Origin of the sequence: Streptomyces beigongshangae, assembly GCF_019710745.1 — a bacterium.
Classification (GTDB): Bacteria; Actinomycetota; Actinomycetes; order Streptomycetales; family Streptomycetaceae; genus Streptomyces; species Streptomyces beigongshangae.
Map to the genome: position 1 here is coordinate 12,041 of NZ_JAHKJW010000023.1, position 22,348 is coordinate 34,388.

Genomic DNA, 22,348 nt, shown 5'->3' on the forward strand with positions numbered 1-22,348 from the left:
CCGTGCGCGCTCAGGCCGCCCGGAGGCGTTCGACGGCCGACGCGGTGCGGGGGCCCACGCCCAATGCCAATGCGGCCAGCAGATCCGTGCCGGTGTCCACGTCCTGGCGTACGGAATCCACCGAAGGCGGCAGGATTTCCGCCGCTCCCGACGCGCGGTGCCGGGCCCGGGAATCCGCCCCGAATGCGGGGAGCAATTCACGGCCCGGGGACGCGGCCAGGAGAGTGGTGCCGAATCCGGCGGCGTCCGGGAGGAAAGCGCGGGGGAATTCACCGGCCGCCAGGAGCACCCGCGCCAATTCCGGCGGGCGCAGAGCGGGCAGATCCGCGTTCAGGGCCGCCAGGGGGGTCCGGGGCCGTGCGGCGCGGACGGCTGCCGCCGCGTGCCGCAGCGCGGCGTTCAGACCGCCCCCGGGCTCGTCCCGGATGATCCGCGCCCCGAGGGCCGCCAGCTCGCGCCCCGCCAGCGCGTCGCCCGTGACCACCGCCACATCCGCGACCTCCGAGCAGGCCAGTGCCGCGGCCACCGTGTCCTGCGCGAAGGCGAGGGCGAGCCCCGGGCGCAGACCGTCGGCCGCCGTGTCGGAGAGCCTGCTCTTCGCCCGCGCCAGGGCTTTGAGGGGCACGACCAGGGTCCACTGCACGAGCGCTCCTCCCTCCGTTGTCGGGCCCATTGTCACCCGGCCACCGGAGTCCGCCCGGGACCGGGGCGTACGGTGTTCTCGACAGACGGGCGGCACGGGGTGACACTTGTGCGGCCCCAGGCCGTAGAGGAAGGTGTTCGCGTGTCCCGCCGCAGGATCGGCCTCTGGTACCGCTTCGCGGCGGTCCTGTGCAAACCGCCGCTGCTGGTTCTGCTCAAGCGGGACTGGCGCGGAATGGAGCACATTCCGGCCGAGGGCGGTTTCATCACCGTGGTGAACCACAATTCCCACGTGGATCCGATCGCGTACGGACACTTCCAGTACAACACGGGCCGGGTTCCGCGATTCCTGGCCAAGAGCGGGCTTTTCAAGAGCGGTTTCGTGGGGGCGGCCATGCGCGGGACCGGGCAGATCCCGGTGTACCGCGAGAGCACGGACGCGCTCAGCGCCTACCGGGCCGCGATCGACGCCGTGGAGCGCGGCGAGTGCGTCGCCTTCTACCCCGAGGCCACCCTCACCCGTGACCCCGGCCTGTGGCCGATGACCGGCAAGACGGGTGCGGCGCGGGTCGCGCTGCAGACCAGGTGCCCGGTCGTCCCGGTGGCCCAGTGGGGCGCCAACCACCTGCTGGCCCCGTACGCCAGGAAGCCCGACCTGCTGCCGCGCAAGACGCACCACGTGCTCGCGGGCCCGCCCGTGGACCTCTCACGCTTCTACGGCAAGGAGATGACCCCCGAGCTCCTGAAGGAGGCGACCGGGGTCATCATGGCCGCGGTCACCGCGCAGCTGGAGCTGATCCGCGGGGAGAAGGCACCCGCCACGCCGTACGACCCGCGCACGGAGCAGCGGCGCGGCACGCACGGGCGGACGGAACCGGGGGAGCGGGAGGAGCATGAAAGGACCGGGTGGGGACAGACCGTGCAGGACATGACCGAGGCAGAGCGCGAAAAGGGGCACGGCAAGTGACGACATCCGGTACACCCGTCAAGGCGGCCGTCTTCGGGGCCGGATCGTGGGGCACGGCCTTCGGCATGGTGCTCGCCGACGCCGGATGCGACGTGACGCTGTGGGGACGGCGGCCCGAGATCGCCGAGGCGGTCAACTCCACGCGGACGAACCCCGACTACCTGCCCGGCGTCGAGCTGCCCGAGAACCTGCGGGCCACCACCGACCCCGCCGAGGCGGCCCGGGACGCCGACTTCACCGTGCTCACCGTGCCCTCGCAGACGCTGCGCGGGAACCTGGCGGAATGGGCGCCGCTGCTCGCGCCGGACACCGTGCTCGTCTCCCTCATGAAGGGCGTCGAACTCGGCTCCGCGATGCGGATGAGCGAGGTGGCCGAGGACGTCGCGAAGGTCGGCGCCGACCGGATCGCCGTGGTCACCGGACCCAACCTGGCCCGTGAGATCGCCGCCCGCATGCCGGCCGCCGCCGTGGTCGCGTGCAGCGACGAAGGGGTCGCGCAGCGGCTGCAGGCCGTCTGCCACACGCCCTACTTCCGCCCCTACACCAACACCGACGTGGTGGGCTGCGAACTCGGCGGCGCGGTCAAGAACGTCATCGGCCTCGCCGTCGGCATCGCGGACGGCATGGGGCTCGGCGACAACGCCAAGGGGTCCCTCATCACCCGCGGGCTGGCGGAGACGACCCGGCTGGGCCTCGCGATGGGCGCCGACCCGCTGACGTTCTCCGGACTCGCGGGCCTGGGCGACCTCGTGGCGACCTGCTCCTCGCCGCTCTCGCGCAACCACACCTTCGGCACGAACCTCGGCAGGGGCATGACCCTCCAGGAGACCATCGCGGTCACCAGGCAGACCGCCGAAGGCGTCAAGTCCTGTGAGTCCGTACTGGACTTGGCACGCCGGCACGGAGTCGACATGCCCATCACGGAGACCGTCGTCGGCATCGTCCACGAGGGCAAGCCGCCGGCCGTCGCCCTCAAGGAACTGATGTCGCGCAGCGCCAAGCCCGAACGGCGCTGAGTGAAGGGCCCCCACGGGCGCTGACCGGCGCTCCGCCACCGGGTACTCTCAACCCGATATGAGCACCGAGAACCTCCCCCAGAGCACCGAGCAGCAGCAGCTCCGTAAGCCGCGCGTGGCCGTCGTGTTCGGCGGCCGCAGTTCCGAACACGGAATCTCCGTGGTCACCGCCGGCGCGGTCCTGCGGGCCATCGACCGTACGAAGTACGACGTGCTGCCGATCGGCATCACCCAGGACGGCCGCTGGGCGCTCACCGCGGACGAGCCGGAGCGGATGGCGATCGTCGACCGGCGCCAGCCGAACGTCGAGCAGCTCGCGGAGTCGCACGAGGGCGGGGTGATCCTGCCCGTGGACCCCGGCAGCCGCGAGGTGGTCTACAGCGAGCCCGGCTCGGTGCCCAAGGCGCTCGGCGAGGTCGACGTCGTCTTCCCGGTGCTGCACGGTCCCTACGGTGAGGACGGCACCCTGCAGGGTCTGCTGGAGCTCTCCGGCGTCCCGTACGTCGGCGCGGGTGTGCTCGCCTCGGCCGTCGGCCAGGACAAGGAGTACATGAAGCGGGTGTTCACCTCCTTCGGACTGCCGGTCGGCCCGTACGTGGTGATCCGTCCCCGTGAGTGGGAGCAGGACGAGGCGGCGGCCCGCAGGAGGGTCGTCGACTTCGCGGAGGAGCACGGCTGGCCGCTCTTCGTGAAGCCCGCCCGCGCGGGCTCCTCGATCGGCATCACCAAGGTCGACGACCTGTCCGGCCTGGACGAGGCCATCGCCGCGGCCCGCGTCCACGACCCGAAGGTCCTGGTGGAGGCGCTGCTGCGCGGCCGCGAGATCGAGTGCGGGGTCCTGGAGTTCGAGGACGGGCCCCGGGCCTCCGTGCCGGCCGAGATCCCGCCGGTGCAGTCGCACGCGTACTACGACTTCGAGGCGAAGTACATCGACTCGACCCCGGGGATCGTGCCCGCCCCGCTGACCCCCGGGCAGACCGCCGAGGTCCGGCGCCTGGCCGTCGAGGCGTTCGAGGCGGCGTCCTGCGAGGGGCTGGTCCGCGCGGACTTCTTCCTCACGGAGGACGGGGAGTTCGTGATCAACGAGATCAACACGATGCCCGGCTTCACCCCCATCTCCATGTACCCCAAGATGTGGGAGGCCACGGGGGTCCCGTACCCGGAACTGGTCGACCGCCTGATCCGGGCGGCCCTGCGCCGGCCGACGGGCCTGCGCTGAGGAGCGCCCCCGTGAGGGGCGCGGGGAGCTGTGCGATCGGCCACGAGGCACCCGCACCCGACGGCGAACCGGCCGGGGCCTCAGTCCGCGATCCCCTCGGGGACCGCCTTCTTGACGGCCCCGGCCAGATCGACGAGCACGGACGCGGTGTCCCGTCCCCCCGCCACCGTCACCTCGACGTACGCCAGCCGCTGCGCGGAGGTGAAGCGGGTCGACCCGTCGTCCCGCTCCTCCATCAGCCACCTCACCCCGTTCACCCCGCCCGCTATCGCGTCGGGGTCGTTCCCGTCGGCCACCTTGGGGTCGGTCATCTTCGGGGGCCGCGGCACCCCGCAGCGCAGTATGATCGCCGGGCTTCCCCAGCCCGCGGTCAGCGCCGACCGGGGCTCGGGGTCCTCCCGGTCGAGGCCGTCCACCTTCCGCGGCAGCGACCTGTCCAGGTCCCGGCACAGCTCGGCGGCCTCGGCGCCCGGACGGGGAACCGGGGCCGGGGCGTTGTCGTCCGCCGAGGAGCAGCCTGTGGCGGCGATCAGCAGAACGAGGGCCGGCAGCCCGGCCGAGGAAGCACGCCGGTGAGGAAAGAAGTCCACCGGTCCAGCGTAGAGGGGGCTACAGGTGCACGACCGGGCAGGTCAGGGTACGCGTGATGCCGTCCACTTGCTGGACCCGCGCGACCACCATGCGGCCGAGCGCGTCCACCGTTTCGGCCTGGGCCCGCACGATCACGTCGTACGGACCGGTCACGTCCTCGGCCTGGATCACCCCCGAAATCTTGCCGACCGTCTCGGCGACGGTCGACGCCTTGCCGACCTCCGTCTGGATCAGGATGTACGCCTGTACCACGGAACCTCCAGGGCGGCCACGAGGATCATGTGGGGAAAAGGAACGCCACGGTATCGCGTCGCCGCGCGCCACGGGGAGACCCGCGAGGGCGGGGTCTTGCGCGTCGGGGCGCGGGGGCCGGGCAGGCCGACGGCCCCCTCGACCGTATCGGGGGACGGGACGGCCCGCGACCGGGCGGCGGACGCGGGAGCAGCAGGAGACGGACGAGACGGACCGGTCGGCGGGCGGGAGCCCGTGGGCACGAAGGGAACAGGTGAGACTCGGTGAAGGGAACCGTGGGCGAGTTGGGGGAGTTCGGGCTCATCAAGGAGCTCACCTCCCGGCTCACCACCACCCCGGCGGTACGCGTCGGGCCGGGCGACGACGCGGCCGTGGTGGCCGCCCCCGACCGCAGGGTCGTGGCGAGCACCGACATCCTCCTGGAGGGGCGCCACTTCCGGCGCGACTGGTCCACGGCGTACGACGTCGGGCGCAAGGCGGCCGCGCAGAACCTCGCGGACATCGCCGCCATGGGCGCCGTGCCGACCGCGCTGCTGCTGGGCCTGGTCGTCCCGGCCGAACTGCCCGCCACCTGGCCCTCCGAGCTGATGGACGGCCTGCGCGACGAGTGCCAGGTCGCGGGCGCGGCCGTGGTCGGCGGGGACGTCGTACGCGGCGACACGATCACCGTGGCGATCACCGCGCTCGGCGACCTGCGCAACCACGAGCCGGTGACCCGTGCGGGCGCCCAGCCCGGCGACGCGGTGGCCGTGACGGGCTGGCTGGGCTGGTCCGCGGCCGGGCACGCCGTGCTCTCGCGCGGTTTCCGCTCGCCGCGCGCCTTCGTCGAGGCGCACCGGCGCCCGGAACCGCCGTACCACGCGGGCCCCGCCGCGGCCGGGCTCGGCGCGACCTCCATGACGGACGTCAGCGACGGGCTGATCGCCGACCTCGGGCACATCGCCGAGGCCAGCAAGGTGCGCATCGACGTCCGCTCCGGCGCCGTCGACATCCCCACGCAGATGAACGACATCGGGCAGGCCGTCGGCGTCGACCCGCTCCAGTGGGTGCTCACCGGCGGTGAGGACCACGCGATCGTCGCGACGTTCCCGCCGGACGTGAAGCTGCCCGCCCGCTGGAAGGTGATCGGCACGGTCCTCAACCCGTCGGCGCTGCCCCAGGTCACGGTCGACGGGGCACCGTGGACCCGCAAGGGCGGCTGGGACCACTTCGGGGACATCGAGTCATGAGCGCGCCGCCCCGCGTGCTCACGGTCGCGGGTTCAGACTCCGGCGGCGGGGCCGGCATCCAGGCCGACCTCAAGACCATGCTCGCGCTCGGTGTGCACGGCATGAGCGTGCTCACCGCCGTCACCGCGCAGAACTCCCTCGGTGTGCAGGGCGTCTGGGAGCTGCCCGTGGAGGCGGTGCGGGCCCAGTACCGCAGTGTGGTGGACGACATCGGGGTGCAGGCGGTCAAGACCGGCATGCTGTCCTCCGCCGGACTCGTCGAGACCGTCGCCGAGCTGGCCGGCGCCACCGGCATGCCCGTCGTCGTCGACCCGGTCGGCGTCTCCAAGCACGGCGACTCCCTGCTCGCCGCCTCCGCACTGGACTCCGTACGGACCGCGCTGCTGCCCGTGGCGACGGTGGCGACGCCGAACCTCGACGAGGTGGCGCAGCTCACGGGGGTGCGGGTGGAGTCGGAGGACGACATGCGGCGGGCGGCGGACGCCCTGCTGTCGTACGGGCCGGCCTGGGCCCTGGTCAAGGGCGGCCACCTGAGCGGCGACGCGGTGGACTTCCTGACCGACGGCTCCGAGGAGCTGTGGCTGCGGGCGCCCCGGCTCGACAACCGGCACACCCACGGCACGGGGTGCACGCTCGCCAGCGCCGTGGCCTCGGAGCTGGCGAAGGGACGGCCGGTGCCGGAGGCGGTCACGGCGGCGAAGGAGTACGTCACCGGGGCGATCGCGGCCGGGTTCGCGCTCGGGGGCGGGATCGGGCCGGTGGATCACGGGTGGCGCCTGCGGACGGACCGGCGGCCGGGGTCAGGACATGGGCCGGGACCGGGACCGGAGGGCGTGTGAACGGGTGCGCACCGGCTCACACGCCCGCGCGCGGCCGCAGCACGCCCTGCGGACACAGCAAAAAGCCGATCCACCGTGAGGTGGACCGGCTTTGAGCGGTGGACCAGCAGTGGCCGCGCGCTAGCAGAGCGTCAGCGCGAGACCTTGCCGGCCTTGATGCACGAGGTGCAAGCGTTGACGCGCTTCGGCGTCCCGCCGACCACGGTACGCACGCGCTGGATGTTCGGGTTCCAGCGACGGGACGTACGGCGGTGCGAGTGCGAGATGTTGTTGCCGAAGCTCGGCCCCTTGCCACAGACGTCGCAGTTGGCAGCCACGGGTCACTCCAAAGACTTCAGATGCTCTTACGGGTTGATCCCGGCATGCCGAGATCAAGATCTAGGATCTGAGTGGCGGTGCCAGGGGGAAGGCCCGATCGGATCGGGCAACCGGAGCAGCATACAACGACTGCGTCCGTACAACGAAACTACCATGTCCGGCGCGGGCTCCACCCCGGCCCTCTTCCGGCGGGCGCCCGGTCCGGGTCTACGCTGCGTCGGACGTCCGGCCGAACGAGGAGGCGCAGGTGCCGCAGGTGCCGCAGACATTGGACGCATCCGCGGTGCGCGCCTGGTGCGGACTCGCGCTGGAGGCCCTCGGCCGCGCGCGCGAGGAGATCGACGCGATCAACGTCTATCCCGTCGCGGACGGGGACACCGGCACCAATCTCTATCTGACCGTCGAGTCGGCGGCCGGGGCCGTCGAGGCCGTCTTCGCGGCGCACGCCGCCGTCTCGGTCTCCGCCGGCGCCGCGGGGGGCACCGCCTCCGCCCGCCCGCCGGTGATCGGGCCGCCCACCCTGGCCGACGCGGTACGGGCCATGGCGCACGGCGCGCTCATCGGGGCCCGGGGGAACTCCGGGACGATCCTCGCGCAGCTCCTCAGGGGCATGGCCCAGGTGCTCGCCGCGGCCGGCGACCCCGGCCGCGCCGACGGCCGGAGGCTGCGGCTCGCCCTGCGGCACGCGTCCGACGTGGCCAGGCGGGCGGTCGCGCGCCCGGTCGAGGGCACAGTCCTCACGGTCGCCTCGGCCGCCGCCGACGCGGCCTCGGACACCGAGGGGGACTGCGCGGCGGTCGCCCGCGCCGCGTACGAGGGCGCGCGGGCGGCGCTCGCGGCGACCCCCGGGCAGCTGGCGGTCCTGGAGCGGGCCGGGGTGGTCGACGCGGGCGGCCGCGGACTCGTGGCCGTGCTGGCGGCGCTGGTGGAGACGTTCACGGGGGAGGTCCCCGCGGCGGGCTCGGTGCCGGTCCTCGCCTCCCCCGCGCGGGCGGAACCGGAGGGGACGGCCGAGGAGTGCGCGGCCGGCGGCCCCGTACAGCCCGGCCAGGAGGACGGCGGCCCCGGCCAGGAGCGCAACGGCCCCGCGTTCGAGGTGATCTACCTCCTGGAGGCCGACGACGCGGCCGTGGACCGGCTGCGGGAGCGGCTCGACGCGCTCGGGGACTCGCTCGTCGTGGTCGGCGGGGACGGCCTGTGGAACGTCCACGTGCACGTCGACGACGCGGGCGCGGCCGTGGAGGCGGGGGTCGAGGCCGGCCGGCCGCACCGCATCCGGATCACGCACTTCGGGCCGACCGACGCGCACACCACGGGCTCGACGCTCCGGCCGGTGCGGGAGAGGGCCCAGCGCGCGGTCGTGGCCGTCGTCCCCGGCGAGGGCCTCGCGGGGCTCTACGCCGAGGCAGGGGCCACCACCGTGCTGGCCCGCCCCGGGGAGCCGCCGGTGAGCGGGGAACTCGTCGAGGCGGTACGGCGGGCCCACGCGCGCGAGGTGGTGCTGCTGCCGAACGACGCCGAGCTGCGGCACACCGCCGCGGCGGCGGCCGAGCAGGCCAGGAGCGAGGGCGTACGGGTCGCGCTGATCCCCACGCGCTCCGCGGTGCAGGGGATCGCCGCGCTCGCCGTGCACGAGCCCGGGCGGCGCTTCGACGAGGACGTGGTCGCGATGACCTCCGCCGCGGGAGCCACCCGGTACGCCGAGGTGGAGATCGCGGAACACCAGTCCTGGACCATGGCCGGCATCTGCCAGGCCGGTGACGTCCTCGGCCTCATCGAGGGGGACGTGGCCGTGATCGGCTCCGACATCACGGCCACCGCCGGGACGGTCCTGGACCGGATGCTCGCGGCGGGCGGCGAGATGGTCACCCTGGTCCTGGGCGACGAGGCCCCGGAGACGATCGCGACCCACCTGGAGTCCCGTGTCCGCGAGTCCTACCTGGCCGTGGACACGGTCGTGTACCGGGGCGGCAACCAGGGCGCCCTCCTGCTGATCGGCGTCGAGTAGAAGCCCCCGAAGGGGCGCGGGGAACTGCGCGGCCGGTCACGACGGACCCGCAGCCGCGACACGACCTCCACGCCCGTCCCCCCGGAGGCTCAGCCCCGCACGTCCGACTCCGCCACCCGCACCAACCGCTCCGCCTCGGCGACACGGGCAGCCACCGCCTCGTCGGCACCGGCGTCGTCGGCACCGGCGTACGCGGAGAGCACCGCCCGCGCCCGCGCCGCCGCCCGGTCCGGACGCCCCAGGTCGGCCTCCAGCCACCCGGCGGCGAGCTGCGCCCCCGTCCGGTCGTGCAGACCCTCCTCGCCCAGCGAGTGGAACCCGGAGACGGCCGGACCGAGGTGGGCGAGCGCCTCCTCGAACAGGGCGCGAACCGTGTCGTCCGCGGCACCCTCGGGCACGGAGCGGGCGAGGAGGTCCCCGAACTGCCGGTGCGTGTGGGCGAGCTCGGACACGAGCCGCTCACGTGCCTCGTCACCGTCACCGTCACCGGCATCAGCACCGGCATCGGCATCGGCCACGGCGGCCTTGCACGCCGCGACCGCCCGTTCCATCAGCTCCCGTGCCGCGTCGAGCCCCGCATCCGCCGGCTCACCGTCCTTGAGGTCCTCGGGGTCCTCGGGGTCCCGCCCCCGCGCCGCGAGCCACGCGCGGGCGCGCAGCGAGCGGATCAGCCCGTGGGCGTTGCCGAGGTCCCGCCAGAGGTCACCGGCGCGCGCGTAGGCCCGGTCCGCCTCGGCGGGCAGCCCCGCCCGGCCGAGCGCCTCGGCGGCGAGGTGGGCGAGCATCGCGTGGTCCTGCTGGTCGGGCCACCGCCGGGCGACATCGGCCGCCCGGAGCCAGTGCTCGGCGGCCCCGCGGTGCTCCCCGAGCTCGGTGAGGCAGTCCCCGAGCCACCACCGGGTCTGCACGACCGCCCCGTCGCCGTGCGTCCGCGCGCTCAGCTCGGGCAGCACCGACTCCAGGACCTCCGCGGCCTCCGCCCACCGCCCCTGCCGCACCAGGAAGCCGCCCAGCTGGTGCCGCGCCCAGGCGCCCAGCGTGGCGCTCTCGCCGCCCTCGTCGGCCCAGTGCGACGCCTCCAGGGCGTGGTCGGCGGCCGGCCCGAACCGTCCGGTCGCCGCGAGCGTCTCGGCCAGCTGGAGGTGCAGCTGGGCATGGACGGCCGGTTCCACGAAGGGCGCCCCGTGCTCCAGCGCCGCCCGGGCCGCCCGCTCGGCCGCCCCGGCGTCGCCCGACTGACGCGCGAGCCCGGTCAGCCGGGCCTCGTGCTCCACCGCGAACCACGGCAGCCCGGCCGCGACGAACGCCTCCGAGGCATCCGTGAGCAGCTCCACGGCCCTCTCCGCGTCCCCGGAGTGCGCCGCGAGCTGCCCGAGCAGGGCCCGTGCCTCCGCGGCACGCGCGGCGACCAGGAGGTCGTCCCCGGCGTCCGGCCCCGCGAGGGCCAGCAGCTCCCGCGCGGCGCCCTCCGCGGCGGCCAGGGCCGCGGCCCCGTCACCCGCCCCGTTCGTCCCCGCCCCGTTCGTCTCCGCCGCCTCGTGCACCCGCCGCATCAGGATCCGGGCCCGCGCCACCAGCACGGACGCGGCCTGCCGGACCCCGGTCCCGCCGTCCGCGAGGAGCGCGAGCACCCGCTCGTACGGCTCCGCGACCGCGGCCAGCGCCTCGTCGCCGCGGCCGGACAGGGCCCGTACGTACGCTCCACGCGCGCGCGTGGCCAGGGCCTCGCCCGGGTCGCCCGCCTCCTCGTACAGCTCGGCGGCGCGGGCGAACAGCTCCAGGCCGTCGGGGCCCAGGCCCATCGCCTCGTGGTCGGTCATCTCCGCGCGGTCGCGCGCAGTCAGTTCTGCACCTGTGCCCGCGTCGGTGCCGTCGGTGCCGTCGGTCCCGGCGGCCGCAACCGCCTCGGCGACCGCGGCCCACGCCGTGACCGACTCCGGGTGCAGCGACTCCGAGAGCCGGCGGGCCTCGGCGAGCAACGCGGGCAGCCCCGGTCCCGCGTCGGCGCCGGACGCGGGTCCGGGCGGTACGGGCGGCCCGGAGGCGGGCCGTACGGGAGCGGCGAGGCCGGGCGTGGCGCGTACGCCCAGCGGCAGGCGCTCCACCAGCGGCCGTCGGTCCATGCGCCCGCGGACGCGCTCGCTCACACGTGTCGTGCCGTTGCGCTCGTCGAAGCGCCCGGCCAGCGAAAGGGCCTCCACGCGCGCGTGGGCGGCGAGTTCGCCCGCGGTCCAGGAGCGGCCGGCGGGACCCGGTACGGTCCGCCCGCCGAGCCCGAGCGAGGTCAGCCGGTCCGCCAGCAGGGCGACCACGGCCAGGAAGTCCATCCGGCTGCGCGGCTCCCCGTCGTCCGTGAAGTACGCGGGCCGCTCCGCGAGCAGCTCCAGCGCACGTGCCTCGTTGCCGGTGAGCGCGCAGAACTCCACGTGGTCCGCGTACGCGCCGCGCATGCTCTCCATGGGGCGCACCAGCCGCAGACCACGCAGATGGTGGGCGCGTGCCTCGTCCGTGCGGCCGAGCCGCAGCAGGGGCAGCAGCGAGGACGCCAGGACGGCGTGCGGTTCGTGGGCGCACGTGTACTCACCCTCCAGGACCGGCCGCCACAGCTCCAGCGCCTCGGCGTCCGCACCCCGCTCGGCCCGCCACCCGCCCTGGTCGTGCAGTTCGCAGGCGTGGCAGTCGGCCATCCGGTCCCGGTCCGCGGCCAGCCACGCGGCGTACGCGCGCTCGGCCCGCGCCAGGTCCCCGACCTCCCGGGCGACGCTGAACTCGGCACTGCGCACGGCCCGTTCGGAGTGCCCGGCGAGGCGGTAGCGGTGCTCCATCTCGCCGAGCCACTTCTCTATGGAGGCGAGCGGTATGTGCGGCTGGCCGAGCATGCCGGCGGAGACCCACTTGAAGACCCAGTGCAGGGAGTGGGTCTCGTACGCGTCGAAGTCCTCGGGCCGTTCGTCCCACATGCGCAGCAGCCGCGCGAAGGGGACGAACATCCTGTCCTTCTCGGAGCTGTAGTTGTAGACCTTCAGCTGGTGGCCGAGCGCCTCGATCACGGCGAGCGGGACGTCCAGCCTCTCGGCCTCGGCGAGCAGCTCCTCCGCGCGCGCGTTGCGGGCGGGCCCCTCCGGCTGCTCGTAGTTCTCCTGCATCGCCCGGCGCAGCGTCTCGAAGTCCATGACACGGCTCATCGGTGGCCCTCCTCCGGGCGGTCGTCGTGGGTGGCCCACTCCAGGAGGCCGAGGAACGCCCGGTTCAGCAGTGCCGAGTCCGCGGGCCGCAGCGGGCGCTGCGCCATCAGCAGGGCCTGTCCGTAGAGCGACTCCGCGGCCGTGCCGATCAGTTCCGGGTCGTCGAGCGAACCGATGCGCCGGATCAGCGGGTTGAGGTGGTTGAGCACCAGACGCGCGCGCGGGGCGCTGCCGCGCAGCGAGCCGAGGATGCCCGCCCACAGGTCGTCGGCCTGCTCCTCGGCGTCCGCGCGGGCCTGTTCGTGGCGCGCCGCCCGGTCGTCCAGGTGCAGGGCGGGCACGGAGAGCGGGTGGAAGGCCCGCAGCACGACATCGCAGCCCAGGGGGTCGAGTTTCGCCCGCGCCGCCCCGAGGAAGGCCGACAGCGCCAGCTCCACGGCCGGGTCGACCGCGTCCAGGTGCGCGGTCACCGTGTCGGCGTCCAGCTCCGCCACGACCGTCCCCGTACGCACCGAGGGCAGCGCCTCGATCAGCTCGCTGTCGTACGTGTAGCCGCCGTTCACGACCCCCACGCCCTGGGCGGAGGCGATCGCCGCGACCTGGCGGTACTCCTCCACGGTCCGCGTGAAGTGCACCACCGGATGCCGCTGCGCGAACTCCTCCAGCGACAGCCGCCCGTCGGTGGTCTCGAAGGGCAGCCACGGCAGCATCGTGCGCAGCATCTCCCGGTCGTGCCGCGCCAGGGACTTCACCCCCAGGTGGTGCACCGACAGGAAGGCGGCCAGCCGCTCCGGGTCGCCGGCCGCGAGCCCCGTCAGCCAGGACCGGATGCGCTCGCCCAGCGCCTCCCGCACACCCGCCAGGGTCTCGTCCTCGTACAGCGACTCCCTCGACGCGGTGGGCCGCAGGCTGTCCGTGTCCAGGACGCAGCGCACGAAGAACGCCCAGTCGGGCAGCAGCTGTTCGGCCCGCTCGGTGAGCAGCATGCCCTTCAGGTGCACCCGGTGACCGGCGCGCCGGGCGGGACTGACCGCGGACGGCAGCACGTACGCCACCCCGCGGACGCCCGCCAGCGGCACGTTCAGCTCGATCGAGTCCAGCGGGGTGAACCCGAACAGGTCGTGGCAGTGCCGCGCCAGGGCGACCCGCCGGGCGGCGGGACCGGGGTGCGCGCGGTCCCAGGGCGCCGGGAGATCCGTCACCGCCTCGTCGCCCACCCGTACGTCGTACGGCAGCAGCGAGCCGAAGTCCCGGGCCAGCGACAGCACCCGCTCCCGGGCCAGCCAGTCGGCGGCGCCGGGGCGGGCCTCCAGGTACACGGTGGTGCCCGGTTCGGTACGGGCCCCGTGCGCCAGCGTGCGCACCCGGTAGGAGCCGTCGTCGGTCGCCGTCCACTCCACGGGCGGCGCGTCGGGCGTACGGGCGCTGCGGCTGACCACCCGGATGCGCTCGGCGACCACGAAGCAGGCGAGCAGGCCGATGCCGAACTGGCCGAGGAACTCGGAGCGGGCCGACTCCAGGCCCTCGGCCCGCTTGGAACTGCGGCCGATGGTCGCCAGGAGGCTGTGCACGTCCGACTCGGTCAGGCCGATCCCGGAGTCCTCCACGCGCAGCGTGCCGCCCTCGGCGTGCAGCCGCACCAGGGCGGGTGCGTCCGGCTGCTCGGCGCGCCGGGCGGTGATCGCGTCCACGGCGTTCTGCAGCAGTTCGCGCAGGTAGACCTTGGGACTGGAGTAGAGGTGGTGGGAGAGGAGGTCCACGAGGCCGCGCAGGTCGACCTGGAACGTACGGGATGACGCGGAGGGCTGGGAGGCCTGGGAAGGCTGTGAGGTCTGGGAGTCCATCGTCGCTGCGCCGGTGGGGGGACGTGCGACGGCGCGGGGTCGGGCGGTCCCGGAGGAGGGTGACCGCGAGCAGGGCCGGAGTGCGCCATCCTAGGGCCCGGACGAGCCGTCCGACCAGGGGATTCGCGGGACGTATACGGCGATGTCAGTGCGGTGGTGTGCAATGGATCCCGTGCCCGCGCTCGAAGAACCACTGAAGAAGGTGCTCGGACCCGCCACCGCGAAGGTGATGGCCGAGCACCTCGGCCTGCACACCGTCGGCGACCTGCTGCACCACTATCCGCGCAGGTACGAGGAGCGCGGTCGGCTCACCCACCTCGCGGACCTGCCCCTGGACGAGCACGCGACGGTGGTCGCCCAGGTCGCCGACGCCCGTCTGCACACCTTCGCCTCGCCCAGGGCCCCCCGCGGCAAGGGCCAGCGCCTCGAAGTGACCATCACGGACGGCAGCGGCCGGCTCAAGCTGGTCTTCTTCGGCAACGGCGTGCACAAACCCCACAAGGAGCTCCTGCCCGGCACGCGCGCCCTGTTCGCGGGCAAGGTCTCCGTCTTCAACCGCCAGCTCCAGCTGGCCCATCCGGCGTACGAGCTGCTGCGCGGGGAGGACGCCGCCGAGACGGTGGACACCTGGGCCGGGGCGCTGATCCCGCTCTACCCCGCCACCGCCAAGATGGAGTCCTGGAAGATCGCCAAGGCCGTGCAGACGGTGCTGCCGAGCGCCCAGGAGGCCGTCGACCCGCTGCCCGGGCCGCTCCGGGCCGGCCGGGGCCTGGTCCCGCTGCCCGAGGCCCTGCTGAAGATCCACCGCCCGCACACCAGGGCGGACATCGAGGACGCCCGCTCCCGCCTCAAGTGGGACGAGGCGTTCGTCCTCCAGGTGGCCCTGGCCCGCCGCCGCCACGCGGACTCCCAGCTGCCCGCGGTGGCGCGCAGGGCCCGGAAGGACGGCATGCTGGCCGCCTTCGACGCCAAGCTCCCCTTCACCCTCACCGAGGGCCAGCAGAAGGTCTCCGGAGAGATCTTCGACGACCTCGCCACGGAACACCCGATGCACCGGCTGCTCCAGGGGGAGGTGGGCAGCGGCAAGACGCTGGTGGCCCTGCGCGCCATGCTCGCCGTCGTCGACGCAGGCGGGCAGGCGGCGATGCTCGCGCCCACCGAGGTGCTCGCCCAGCAGCACCACCGGTCGATCACCGAGATGATGGGGGAGCTGGCCGAGGGCGGGATGCTCGGCGGGGCCGACGACTCCACGAAGGTGGTGCTGCTCACCGGCTCCATGGGCGCGGCGGGCCGCCGCCAGGCGCTGCTCGACCTGGTCACCGGGGAGGCGGGGCTCGTCATCGGCACGCACGCGCTGATCGAGGACAAGGTGCAGTTCCACGACCTGGGTCTGGTCGTGGTGGACGAACAGCACCGGTTCGGCGTCGAGCAGCGCGACGCCCTGCGCGGCAAGGGCAAGCAGCCGCCGCACCTCCTCGTGATGACCGCCACGCCCATCCCGCGCACGGTCGCCATGACCGTCTTCGGCGACCTGGACACCTCCGTCCTGGACCAGCTCCCCGCCGGGCGCTCGCCCATCGCCAGCCATGTCGTGCCGGCCGCGGACAAGCCCCACTTCCTCGCGCGCGCGTGGGAGCGCGTGCGCGAGGAGGTGTCGAACGGCCACCAGGCGTACGTGGTCTGCCCGCGCATCGGTGACGAGGACGACGATCCGAAGAAGAAGGCCGGGAAGAAGCCGTCTCCCGAAGACGCGGCCGAGGCCGGGAAGCGGCCACCCCTCGCCGTCCTGGAGGTCGCCGACCAGCTCGCCAGGGGTCCGCTCCAGGGGTTGAAGGTCGAGGTGCTGCACGGCCGCATGCCCCCGGACGACAAGGACGCGGTGATGCGCCGCTTCGCCGCCGGCGAGACCCAGGTGCTGGTCGCCACGACGGTCATCGAGGTGGGGGTGAACGTACCGAACGCGACCGCGATGGTGATCATGGACGCCGACCGGTTCGGCGTGTCCCAGCTCCACCAGCTGCGCGGCCGCGTCGGCCGTGGCTCCGCCGCGGGCCTGTGCCTCCTCGTCACCGAGATGCCGGAGGCGAGCCCCGCCCGGCAGCGGCTCACGTCGGTGGCGTCCACGCTCGACGGCTTCGAGCTCTCCCGCATCGACCTCGAACAGCGGCGCGAGGGCGACGTCCTGGGCCAGGCCCAGTCCGGGGCCCGCACCTCGCTGCGGATGCTGGCCGTCATCGAGGACGAGGAGATCATCGCCGAGGCCCGCGAGGAGGCGACCGCGGTGGTGGCCGCCGACCCCGACCTCCAGCACCTCCCGGGCCTGCGCACAGCCCTCCAGGCACTCCTGGACGAGGAAAGGGAGCAGTACCTGGAAAAGGGCTGACCCCCGCCCCTCAGGGGCGCGGGGAACTGCGCGAGCACCCACGACGCTCCCGCACCCGATCCACCCGCCGGCCCGCGGCCGCCCACCCGCCGGCCCGCACCCGCCCACCCGCACCCGTCCACCCGCCGGCCCGCGGCCGCCCACCCGCCGACCCACTCCCACCTGCCAGACTGATCCCGTGACCCCCATCTCCAGCAAGGCCCCGCGATGACCCGTGTGATCGCCGGCACCGCCGGCGGGCGACGCCTGGCGGTCCCGCCGGGCACCGGCACGAGACCCACCTCCGACCGTGCCCGCGAGGGACTCTTCTCCACCTGGCAGTCCCTGCTCGGCGGTCCCCTGGACGGCGACCGCGTCCTCGACCTGTACGCCGGCTCGGGCGCCGTCGGCCTGGAGGCGCTGAGCCGCGGTGCCGGCCACGCCCTCCTGGTGGAGGCAGACCCGCGGGCCGCCCGCACGATCCAGGCCAACGTGACGTCGCTCGCACTCCCCGGCGCCGAGGTACGACCGGGAAAAGCGGAACAGATCATTCGCGCCGGCGCGCCGGAAACCCCGTACGACCTGGTGTTCCTTGATCCGCCGTACGCCGTCACGGACGAGGATCTTCGGGAGATCCTGCTCACACTCCGCGCGGAGGGCTGGCTCGCGGGCGAAGCACTCGTCACCGTTGAACGCGGTACCAGAGGCGGCGCATTCCGATGGCCGGACGGCTTTGAAGCACTGCGCTCCCGTCGCTACGGCGAGGGAACGTTTTGGTACGGTCGCGCCGCCTCTATGTGCGAAGACGCACGATGACCGGACCGGAGAGCGAGGGATCTGAAGTGCGCCGCGCCGTCTGTCCCGGGTCGTTCGACCCGATCACCAACGGACATCTAGACATCATCGCCAGGGCGTCCAGGCTGTACGACGTCGTGCACGTAGCGGTGATGATCAACCAGTCGAAGAAGGGCCTCTTCGAGATCGAGGAGCGGATCGACCTGATCCGCCAGGTCACCGCCGAGTTCGGGAACGTCGAGGTGGAGTCGTTCCACGGCCTCCTCGTGGACTTCTGCAAGGAGCGCGACATCCCGGCCATCGTCAAGGGACTGCGCGCGGTCAGCGACTTCGACTACGAGTTGCAGATGGCCCAGATGAACAACGGCCTCTCCGGCGTCGAGACGCTCTTCGTGCCGACCAACCCCACCTACAGCTTCCTCTCCTCCTCGCTGGTCAAGGAGGTCGCGACCTGGGGCGGGGACGTCTCCCACCTGGTGCCGCCGGTGGTCCTCGAAGCGCTCGCCGGACGCCTGCGGAAGGACTGAGGAGCCCCCGGGCGCCCGGGAGTCCGCCGTACGGTGTCGGGTGGGGCGGGAGTGGTCGTACAGTCGACGCGTCCGTCTCCAACACAGCTGTAGAGAGTGGCGAGCACACGGTGGACGTGCAGAAGAAGCTCGATGAGATCGTCTCGGCGGTCAGCAGCGCCCGGTCCATGCCCATGTCGGCCTCGTGCGTGGTCAACCGCGCCGAGCTCCTCTCCCTCCTGGAGGAGGTGCGCCAGGCGCTGCCCGGCTCTCTCGCCCAGGCCCAGGAGCTGATCGGCGGCCGTGAGCAGATGGTCGAGCAGGCCCGCCGGGAGGCCGAGCGGATCATCGAGTCCGCGCACGCCGAGCGCGGCTCGCTGATCTCCGACACCGAGGTCGCCCGCCGTTCGCAGAACGAGGCCGACCGGATCCTGGCCGAGGCGCGCAAGGAGGCCGAGGAGGTCCGCGCCGAGGCCGACGAGTACGTCGACTCCAAGCTCGCCAACTTCGAGGTCGTGCTCACCAAGACCCTCGGTTCGGTGGGCCGCGGCCGCGAGAAGCTCCTCGGCACCGGACCCGGCACCGACGAGCAGGGGTACGAGGACGAGGACGCCCCCGAGCGCAGCCACGACCCGCAGACCCTGCGCCGCAACGCCGACGAGTACGTCGACGTCAAGCTCGGCGCCTTCGAGGCGGTCCTCGCCAAGACCCTGGAGGCCGTCGGCCGCGGCCGCCAGAAGCTGCACGGCCGGATCGCCAGCGACGACCTCGGCGACCTGGCCGCCCTCGGGGCGGACGGGACGGCGGGGCACACCACCGACGCCGAGTACCTGGACGGCCTCGCCGAGATCCCCGCGCAGTCCGGCCGGCCCCTGACCGCCGGGCGGCCCCGGCCCCCGGCGGACCCGCCCCACCAGCCGCAGTACGGGCAGCAGGACGCCTACGCCTACCCGCAGCAGAGCGCCGACCCGTACGGCTACCAGCAGCAGTACGGGCAGCAGGACGGGTACGGCTACCAGCAGGGCGCCGACCCCTACGCCGCCTACCCGCAGCAGGGGTACGACCAGCAGGCCGCGCAGGCCGGGTACGACCCGGGCGGGCAGCCGCAGACGTCCCGGCCGCACGGGAACGCGCTCGACGAGACCAGTCTCTTCGACACCGCCATGATCAGCGCGGAGCAGCTGCGGGCGTACGAGCAGGGGCGCTGACCGGGTGCCGATCAGGCGCCGACAGGGCGCCGACAGGGTCGCCGACGCCGGATTGGGCCGAGAGCGAAAGGTCCAGTATCCTGGCTCTTCGGTCGTGTGTACGTCCGCGATCCACGCTGCCCGGTGAACACCGGAGGCAGTACCCCGAGTTTCGAGATCGAAAGCAGGAACGGCTCTGAACGCCCGTCTGGACCACCGCAACCCCCTCGTGTTCGACACACACGAGCTGGGCCGGCGTCCTGGTGCGCTGCAGCGCCTGACCCGTGAGATCGACGCTCCCGCGGATCTGGGTATCGCGGGAGTCATCGGAGTGCCGGAAGGCGCCCCGGTGAAGCTCGACCTCCGTCTGGAGTCGGTCATGGAAGGTGTGCTCGTCACAGGCACCGCCCGTGCACTGGCCGAGGGGGAGTGCGTAAGGTGTCTGGAGCCGGTCGAGCAGCAGCTCGAAACGGATTTCCAGGAGATGTTCTCGTACCCTGACGCCGACGACCGGGGCCGTGTGAAAGCGGAACCGGCCGACGACGCCGAGGATGACGAGGACACGCTCTTCATCGAGGACGGTCTGTTCGACCTCGAACCCGTGCTGCGTGACGCGGTGGTGCTCGCACTGCCGATGCAGCCGGTGTGCCAGGACGACTGCCCCGGCCTGTGCTCCCAGTGCGGAGCCCGGCTCGCGGACGACCCGGACCACCACCATGACGCCGTCGACATCCGTTGGGCGGCACTGCAGGGACTCGCCGGTTCACTCGAAGATGGCGAGAAGGACGAGAGCGGCGAAGCGCCCGAGTCAACACGCGCCGCCGAGAAGCAGGAGAAGTAGCCGTGGCTGTTCCGAAGCGGAAGATGTCGCGCAGCAACACGCGCCACCGCCGGTCGCAGTGGAAGGCTGCGGTCCCCACCCTGGTTGCGTGCGAGCGCTGCCACGAGCCCAAGCTGCAGCACATCGCGTGCCCCGCTTGCGGCACCTACAACAAGCGCCAGGTCCTCGAGGTCTGAGCGGCTGGTGAGAGGCACTGTGTCTAGCCCCAAGAAGGCGGACGACGCCAAGGCGGAAGTCAGCGCCAGGAAAAAGGCGGAGAACACAGCCTCGTCCCACACCCTTCTGGAAGGGCGGCTCGGGTACAAGCTCGAGTCCGCCCTTCTGGTGCGTGCACTGACCCACCGTTCGTACGCGTACGAGAACGGCGGTCTGCCGACCAACGAGCGCCTGGAGTTCCTCGGGGACTCCGTGCTCGGCCTCGTGGTCACGGACACGCTGTACCGCACCCACCCCGACCTGCCCGAAGGCCAGCTGGCCAAGTTGCGGGCCGCGGTGGTCAACTCGCGTGCGCTTGCGGAGGTGAGCCGTGGGCTCGACCTCGGCTCCTTCATCCGGCTCGGCCGGGGCGAAGAGGGCACGGGCGGCCGGGACAAGGCGTCCATCCTCGCCGACACCCTCGAAGCGGTGATCGGCGCCGTCTACCTCGACCAGGGTCTGGACGCGGCGGGCGAACTCGTCCACCGGCTCTTCGACCCGCTGATCGAGAAATCCTCGAATCTGGGCGCCGGCCTGGACTGGAAGACCAGTCTCCAGGAGCTCACGGCGACCGAGGGGCTCGGCGTTCCCGAGTACCTGGTCACCGAGACCGGCCCGGACCACGAGAAGACCTTCACTGCTGCTGCCCGCGTCGGAGGCGTCTCGTACGGCACCGGCACCGGCCGCAGCAAGAAGGAAGCGGAGCAGCAGGCCGCGGAGTCCGCCTGGCGGGCCATCCGCGCCGCCGCGGACGAGCGGGCCAGGACGGCCGCGGCCGTCGCGGCGCACGCCCTGACGGCCGCCGAACCGGCAGAGCCGGTCGAGGCGGCCGAAGTGGTCGGGACGGTCGAGGAGGAGACGGTCGACGTCCCCTCACCGACGGCGTCCGACCCGGCATCGGCCTGACGGACCACTCATCGCCCGCCCCCGGTCACCGACAGGGGGCGGGCGAAACCGTTCACGCCCCGTCAGGGGCGCGGGGAACCGCGCGCCCGGCCCTCACATCCCGCCCCCGGCGAAAGCGCCGCCCACCCCTTCCGGAGGAGACACCGTGCCCGAACTGCCCGAGGTCGAGGTCGTACGCCGGGGCCTCGAACGCTGGGTCAGCGGCCGGATCGTCGCGGACGTCCAGGTGCTGCACCCGCGCGCGGTACGCCGTCACATCGCGGGCGGCGAGGACTTCGGAGCCCAGCTCCAGGGTCACCGGGTGGGCCTGGCCCAGCGCCGCGGCAAGTACCTCTGGCTCCCCCTCGCGGACTCCCCGAGCGCCGTGCTCGCCCACCTCGGGATGAGCGGACAGCTCCTCGTCCAGCCACTGGACGCGGCCGACGAGAAGCACCTGCGCATCCGCGTCCGGTTCTCCGACGACCTCGGCACGGAACTGCGCTTCGTCGACCAGCGCACCTTCGGCGGGCTCTCACTGCACGGGACGTCCCCCGACGGGCTGCCCGACGTCATCGCGCACATCGCCCGCGACCCCCTGGACCCCCTGTTCGACGACGGCGCGTTCCACGACGCGCTGCGCCGCCGCCGCACGACGATCAAACGTGCCCTGCTCGACCAGTCGTTGATCAGCGGAGTCGGCAACATCTACGCGGACGAGGCCCTGTGGCGCACGCGGCTGCACTACGAGCGCCCCACGACCGGTTTCACGCGCCCGCGCACGGCCGAACTCCTCGGCCACGTACGGGAGGTGATGAACGCGGCCCTCGCCGTCGGCGGCACCAGCTTCGACAGTCTCTACGTCAACGTGAACGGCGAGTCGGGCTACTTCGACCGCTCGCTCGACGCGTACGGCCGCGAGGGCGAGCCGTGCCGGCGCTGCGGCACCCCGATACGGCGCCGGCCCTGGATGAACCGCTCCAGCTACTTCTGCCCGCGCTGTCAGCGCCCGCCGCGCGTGGCGTCGTAGCGCTCGCGCGCGCCCACCACGTCGTCCATGCGTCCCTCCACGAAGCGGATGAGGGCCAGCAGCCGCTCGGCGACCCCGCGGCCCAGCGGCGTCAGCTCGTAGTCCACCCGCGGCGGGTTCGTCGGCTGCGCCTCCCGGTGCACCAGCCCGTCGCGCTCCAGCGCGTGCAGCGTCTGGGAGAGCATCTTCTCGCTCACGCCGTCCACGCGCCGGCGCAGCTCGTTGAAGCGCAGTGACCCCTCGGGCAGCGCTGCCAGCGCCCCCAGCGTGAGCGCGCCCCAGCGTCCCGTGACGTGCTCCAGCGTGCCCCGGGACGGACACGCCTTCGAGAACACGTCGTACGCGGGGCCGGGCGAATCCATGACGTCCATGACCGGAGCGTACTCCAGCAGCACTAACCAATGGATTGCGCTAACCGAGAGTTAGCGCAACTCTCCGTC

21 protein-coding genes are annotated in these 22,348 nt (G+C 73.3%); 14 read left to right on the forward strand and 7 right to left on the reverse strand.

Annotated elements, in window-relative coordinates:
* Positions 1-10: 10 nt before the first annotated feature.
* Positions 11-643 carry a 2-phospho-L-lactate guanylyltransferase gene (cofC, locus tag KM933_RS19335; RefSeq protein WP_308013458.1) on the reverse strand — a complete coding sequence of 211 codons (633 nt, stop codon included), beginning with the start codon at positions 641-643 and terminating at the stop codon, positions 11-13.
* A gap of 141 nt (positions 644-784) precedes the next feature.
* Here cofC and KM933_RS19340 point away from each other — a divergent pair, with 141 nt between their 5' ends.
* Genes KM933_RS19340 through KM933_RS19350 form a run of 3 tightly spaced genes read left to right on the forward strand, consistent with a single transcriptional unit; the run spans position 785 to position 3,844 of the window.
* Positions 785-1,609, forward strand: coding sequence for a lysophospholipid acyltransferase family protein (locus tag KM933_RS19340; RefSeq protein WP_221353857.1), 825 nt, complete (start codon positions 785-787; stop codon positions 1,607-1,609).
* Entirely contained in the window at positions 1,606-2,625 is a 1,020-nt protein-coding gene (locus KM933_RS19345) for an NAD(P)H-dependent glycerol-3-phosphate dehydrogenase (RefSeq protein WP_308013459.1), read from the forward strand. The genes KM933_RS19340 and KM933_RS19345 overlap by 4 nt, the downstream gene beginning before the upstream one ends.
* 58 nt (positions 2,626-2,683) lie before the next feature.
* Positions 2,684-3,844 carry a D-alanine--D-alanine ligase family protein gene (locus KM933_RS19350; protein ID WP_221353859.1) on the forward strand — a complete coding sequence of 387 codons (1,161 nt, stop codon included), beginning with the start codon at positions 2,684-2,686 and terminating at the stop codon, positions 3,842-3,844.
* A gap of 80 nt (positions 3,845-3,924) precedes the next feature.
* Here the strand turns inward: KM933_RS19350 and KM933_RS19355 are convergent, their stop codons facing one another.
* Together KM933_RS19355 and KM933_RS19360 are read right to left on the reverse strand one after the other, a co-directional pair.
* On the reverse strand, positions 3,925-4,434 hold the full coding sequence (locus KM933_RS19355) for a DUF3515 domain-containing protein (protein ID WP_221353861.1): 510 nt from the start codon (positions 4,432-4,434) through the stop codon (positions 3,925-3,927).
* 19 nt (positions 4,435-4,453) lie between these two features.
* Positions 4,454-4,687, reverse strand: a complete 234-nt coding sequence (locus KM933_RS19360) for an Lrp/AsnC ligand binding domain-containing protein (protein ID WP_221353863.1) — start codon at positions 4,685-4,687, stop codon at positions 4,454-4,456.
* Between the two features lie 263 nt (positions 4,688-4,950).
* Between KM933_RS19360 and KM933_RS19365 the strand changes: the two genes are divergently transcribed.
* Entirely contained in the window at positions 4,951-5,916 is a 966-nt protein-coding gene (locus KM933_RS19365) for a thiamine-phosphate kinase (RefSeq protein WP_221353865.1), read from the forward strand.
* Entirely contained in the window at positions 5,913-6,755 is an 843-nt protein-coding gene (thiD, locus tag KM933_RS19370; protein ID WP_221353867.1) for a bifunctional hydroxymethylpyrimidine kinase/phosphomethylpyrimidine kinase, read from the forward strand. The genes KM933_RS19365 and thiD overlap by 4 nt, the downstream gene beginning before the upstream one ends.
* 131 nt (positions 6,756-6,886) lie before the next feature.
* Here the strand turns inward: thiD and rpmB are convergent, their stop codons facing one another.
* A complete protein-coding gene (gene rpmB, locus KM933_RS19375) occupies positions 6,887-7,072 on the reverse strand; it encodes a 50S ribosomal protein L28 (protein WP_013000438.1) in 186 nt (61 codons plus the stop codon).
* Positions 7,073-7,320: 248 nt separating this feature from the next.
* Between rpmB and KM933_RS19380 the strand changes: the two genes are divergently transcribed.
* Positions 7,321-9,081, forward strand: coding sequence for a DAK2 domain-containing protein (locus KM933_RS19380; RefSeq protein ID WP_221353869.1), 1,761 nt, complete (start codon positions 7,321-7,323; stop codon positions 9,079-9,081).
* 89 nt (positions 9,082-9,170) lie between these two features.
* Here KM933_RS19380 and KM933_RS19385 read toward each other — a convergent pair whose 3' ends face one another.
* Both KM933_RS19385 and KM933_RS19390 read right to left on the reverse strand, forming a co-directional pair.
* On the reverse strand, positions 9,171-12,266 hold the full coding sequence (locus KM933_RS19385) for a tetratricopeptide repeat protein (RefSeq protein WP_221353871.1): 3,096 nt from the start codon (positions 12,264-12,266) through the stop codon (positions 9,171-9,173).
* Positions 12,263-14,110, reverse strand: coding sequence for an HSP90 family protein (locus KM933_RS19390; protein WP_221353873.1), 1,848 nt, complete (start codon positions 14,108-14,110; stop codon positions 12,263-12,265). Before KM933_RS19390 ends, KM933_RS19385 begins: the two co-directional genes overlap by 4 nt.
* Positions 14,111-14,273: 163 nt before the next feature.
* Between KM933_RS19390 and recG the strand changes: the two genes are divergently transcribed.
* From recG to mutM, 8 genes are all read left to right on the forward strand, one after another.
* Positions 14,274-16,493, forward strand: a complete 2,220-nt coding sequence (recG, locus tag KM933_RS19395) for an ATP-dependent DNA helicase RecG (protein ID WP_221353875.1) — start codon at positions 14,274-14,276, stop codon at positions 16,491-16,493.
* Between the two features lie 207 nt (positions 16,494-16,700).
* Positions 16,701-17,288 carry a 16S rRNA (guanine(966)-N(2))-methyltransferase RsmD gene (gene rsmD, locus KM933_RS19400; protein WP_221353876.1) on the forward strand — a complete coding sequence of 196 codons (588 nt, stop codon included), beginning with the start codon at positions 16,701-16,703 and terminating at the stop codon, positions 17,286-17,288.
* A gap of 26 nt (positions 17,289-17,314) precedes the next feature.
* On the forward strand, positions 17,315-17,794 hold the full coding sequence (coaD, locus tag KM933_RS19405; RefSeq protein ID WP_221354048.1) for a pantetheine-phosphate adenylyltransferase: 480 nt from the start codon (positions 17,315-17,317) through the stop codon (positions 17,792-17,794).
* A 110-nt stretch (positions 17,795-17,904) separates the two neighbouring features.
* On the forward strand, positions 17,905-18,981 hold the full coding sequence (locus KM933_RS19410) for a F0F1 ATP synthase subunit B (RefSeq protein WP_221353878.1): 1,077 nt from the start codon (positions 17,905-17,907) through the stop codon (positions 18,979-18,981).
* Positions 18,982-19,156: 175 nt separating this feature from the next.
* Entirely contained in the window at positions 19,157-19,801 is a 645-nt protein-coding gene (locus tag KM933_RS19415) for a YceD family protein (protein WP_221354049.1), read from the forward strand.
* A gap of 2 nt (positions 19,802-19,803) precedes the next feature.
* Positions 19,804-19,977 carry a 50S ribosomal protein L32 gene (gene rpmF / locus KM933_RS19420; protein WP_006139588.1) on the forward strand — a complete coding sequence of 58 codons (174 nt, stop codon included), beginning with the start codon at positions 19,804-19,806 and terminating at the stop codon, positions 19,975-19,977.
* A 7-nt stretch (positions 19,978-19,984) separates the two neighbouring features.
* The gene (rnc, locus tag KM933_RS19425; protein ID WP_308013460.1) at positions 19,985-20,902 is read left to right on the forward strand and encodes a ribonuclease III; all 918 of its coding nucleotides are present in this window, start codon (positions 19,985-19,987) and stop codon (positions 20,900-20,902) included.
* Between the two features lie 145 nt (positions 20,903-21,047).
* Positions 21,048-21,908 carry a bifunctional DNA-formamidopyrimidine glycosylase/DNA-(apurinic or apyrimidinic site) lyase gene (gene mutM, locus KM933_RS19430; RefSeq protein ID WP_221353883.1) on the forward strand — a complete coding sequence of 287 codons (861 nt, stop codon included), beginning with the start codon at positions 21,048-21,050 and terminating at the stop codon, positions 21,906-21,908.
* Here the strand turns inward: mutM and KM933_RS19435 are convergent.
* The gene (locus tag KM933_RS19435; RefSeq protein ID WP_221353885.1) at positions 21,881-22,279 is read right to left on the reverse strand and encodes a winged helix-turn-helix transcriptional regulator; all 399 of its coding nucleotides are present in this window, start codon (positions 22,277-22,279) and stop codon (positions 21,881-21,883) included. The two genes, mutM and KM933_RS19435, sit on opposite strands and share 28 nt — an antisense overlap.
* Positions 22,280-22,348: the final 69 nt, after the last annotated feature.

What these genes read in the sequence shown, in the direction of transcription:
- KM933_RS19350 (WP_221353859.1), top strand. Translation starts at nt 2,684, where the DNA reads ATGAGCACCGAGAACCTCCCCCAGAGCACCGAGCAGCAGCAGCTCCGT.
- thiD (WP_221353867.1), top strand. Translation starts at nt 5,913, where the DNA reads ATGAGCGCGCCGCCCCGCGTGCTCACGGTCGCGGGTTCAGACTCCGGC.
- KM933_RS19385 (WP_221353871.1), bottom strand. Translation starts at nt 12,266, where the DNA reads ATGAGCCGTGTCATGGACTTCGAGACGCTGCGCCGGGCGATGCAGGAG.
- KM933_RS19390 (WP_221353873.1), bottom strand. Translation starts at nt 14,110, where the DNA reads ATGGACTCCCAGACCTCACAGCCTTCCCAGGCCTCCCAGCCCTCCGCG.
- recG (WP_221353875.1), top strand. Translation starts at nt 14,274, where the DNA reads ATGGATCCCGTGCCCGCGCTCGAAGAACCACTGAAGAAGGTGCTCGGA.
- rsmD (WP_221353876.1), top strand. Translation starts at nt 16,701, where the DNA reads ATGACCCGTGTGATCGCCGGCACCGCCGGCGGGCGACGCCTGGCGGTC.
- KM933_RS19435 (WP_221353885.1), bottom strand. Translation starts at nt 22,279, where the DNA reads ATGGACGTCATGGATTCGCCCGGCCCCGCGTACGACGTGTTCTCGAAG.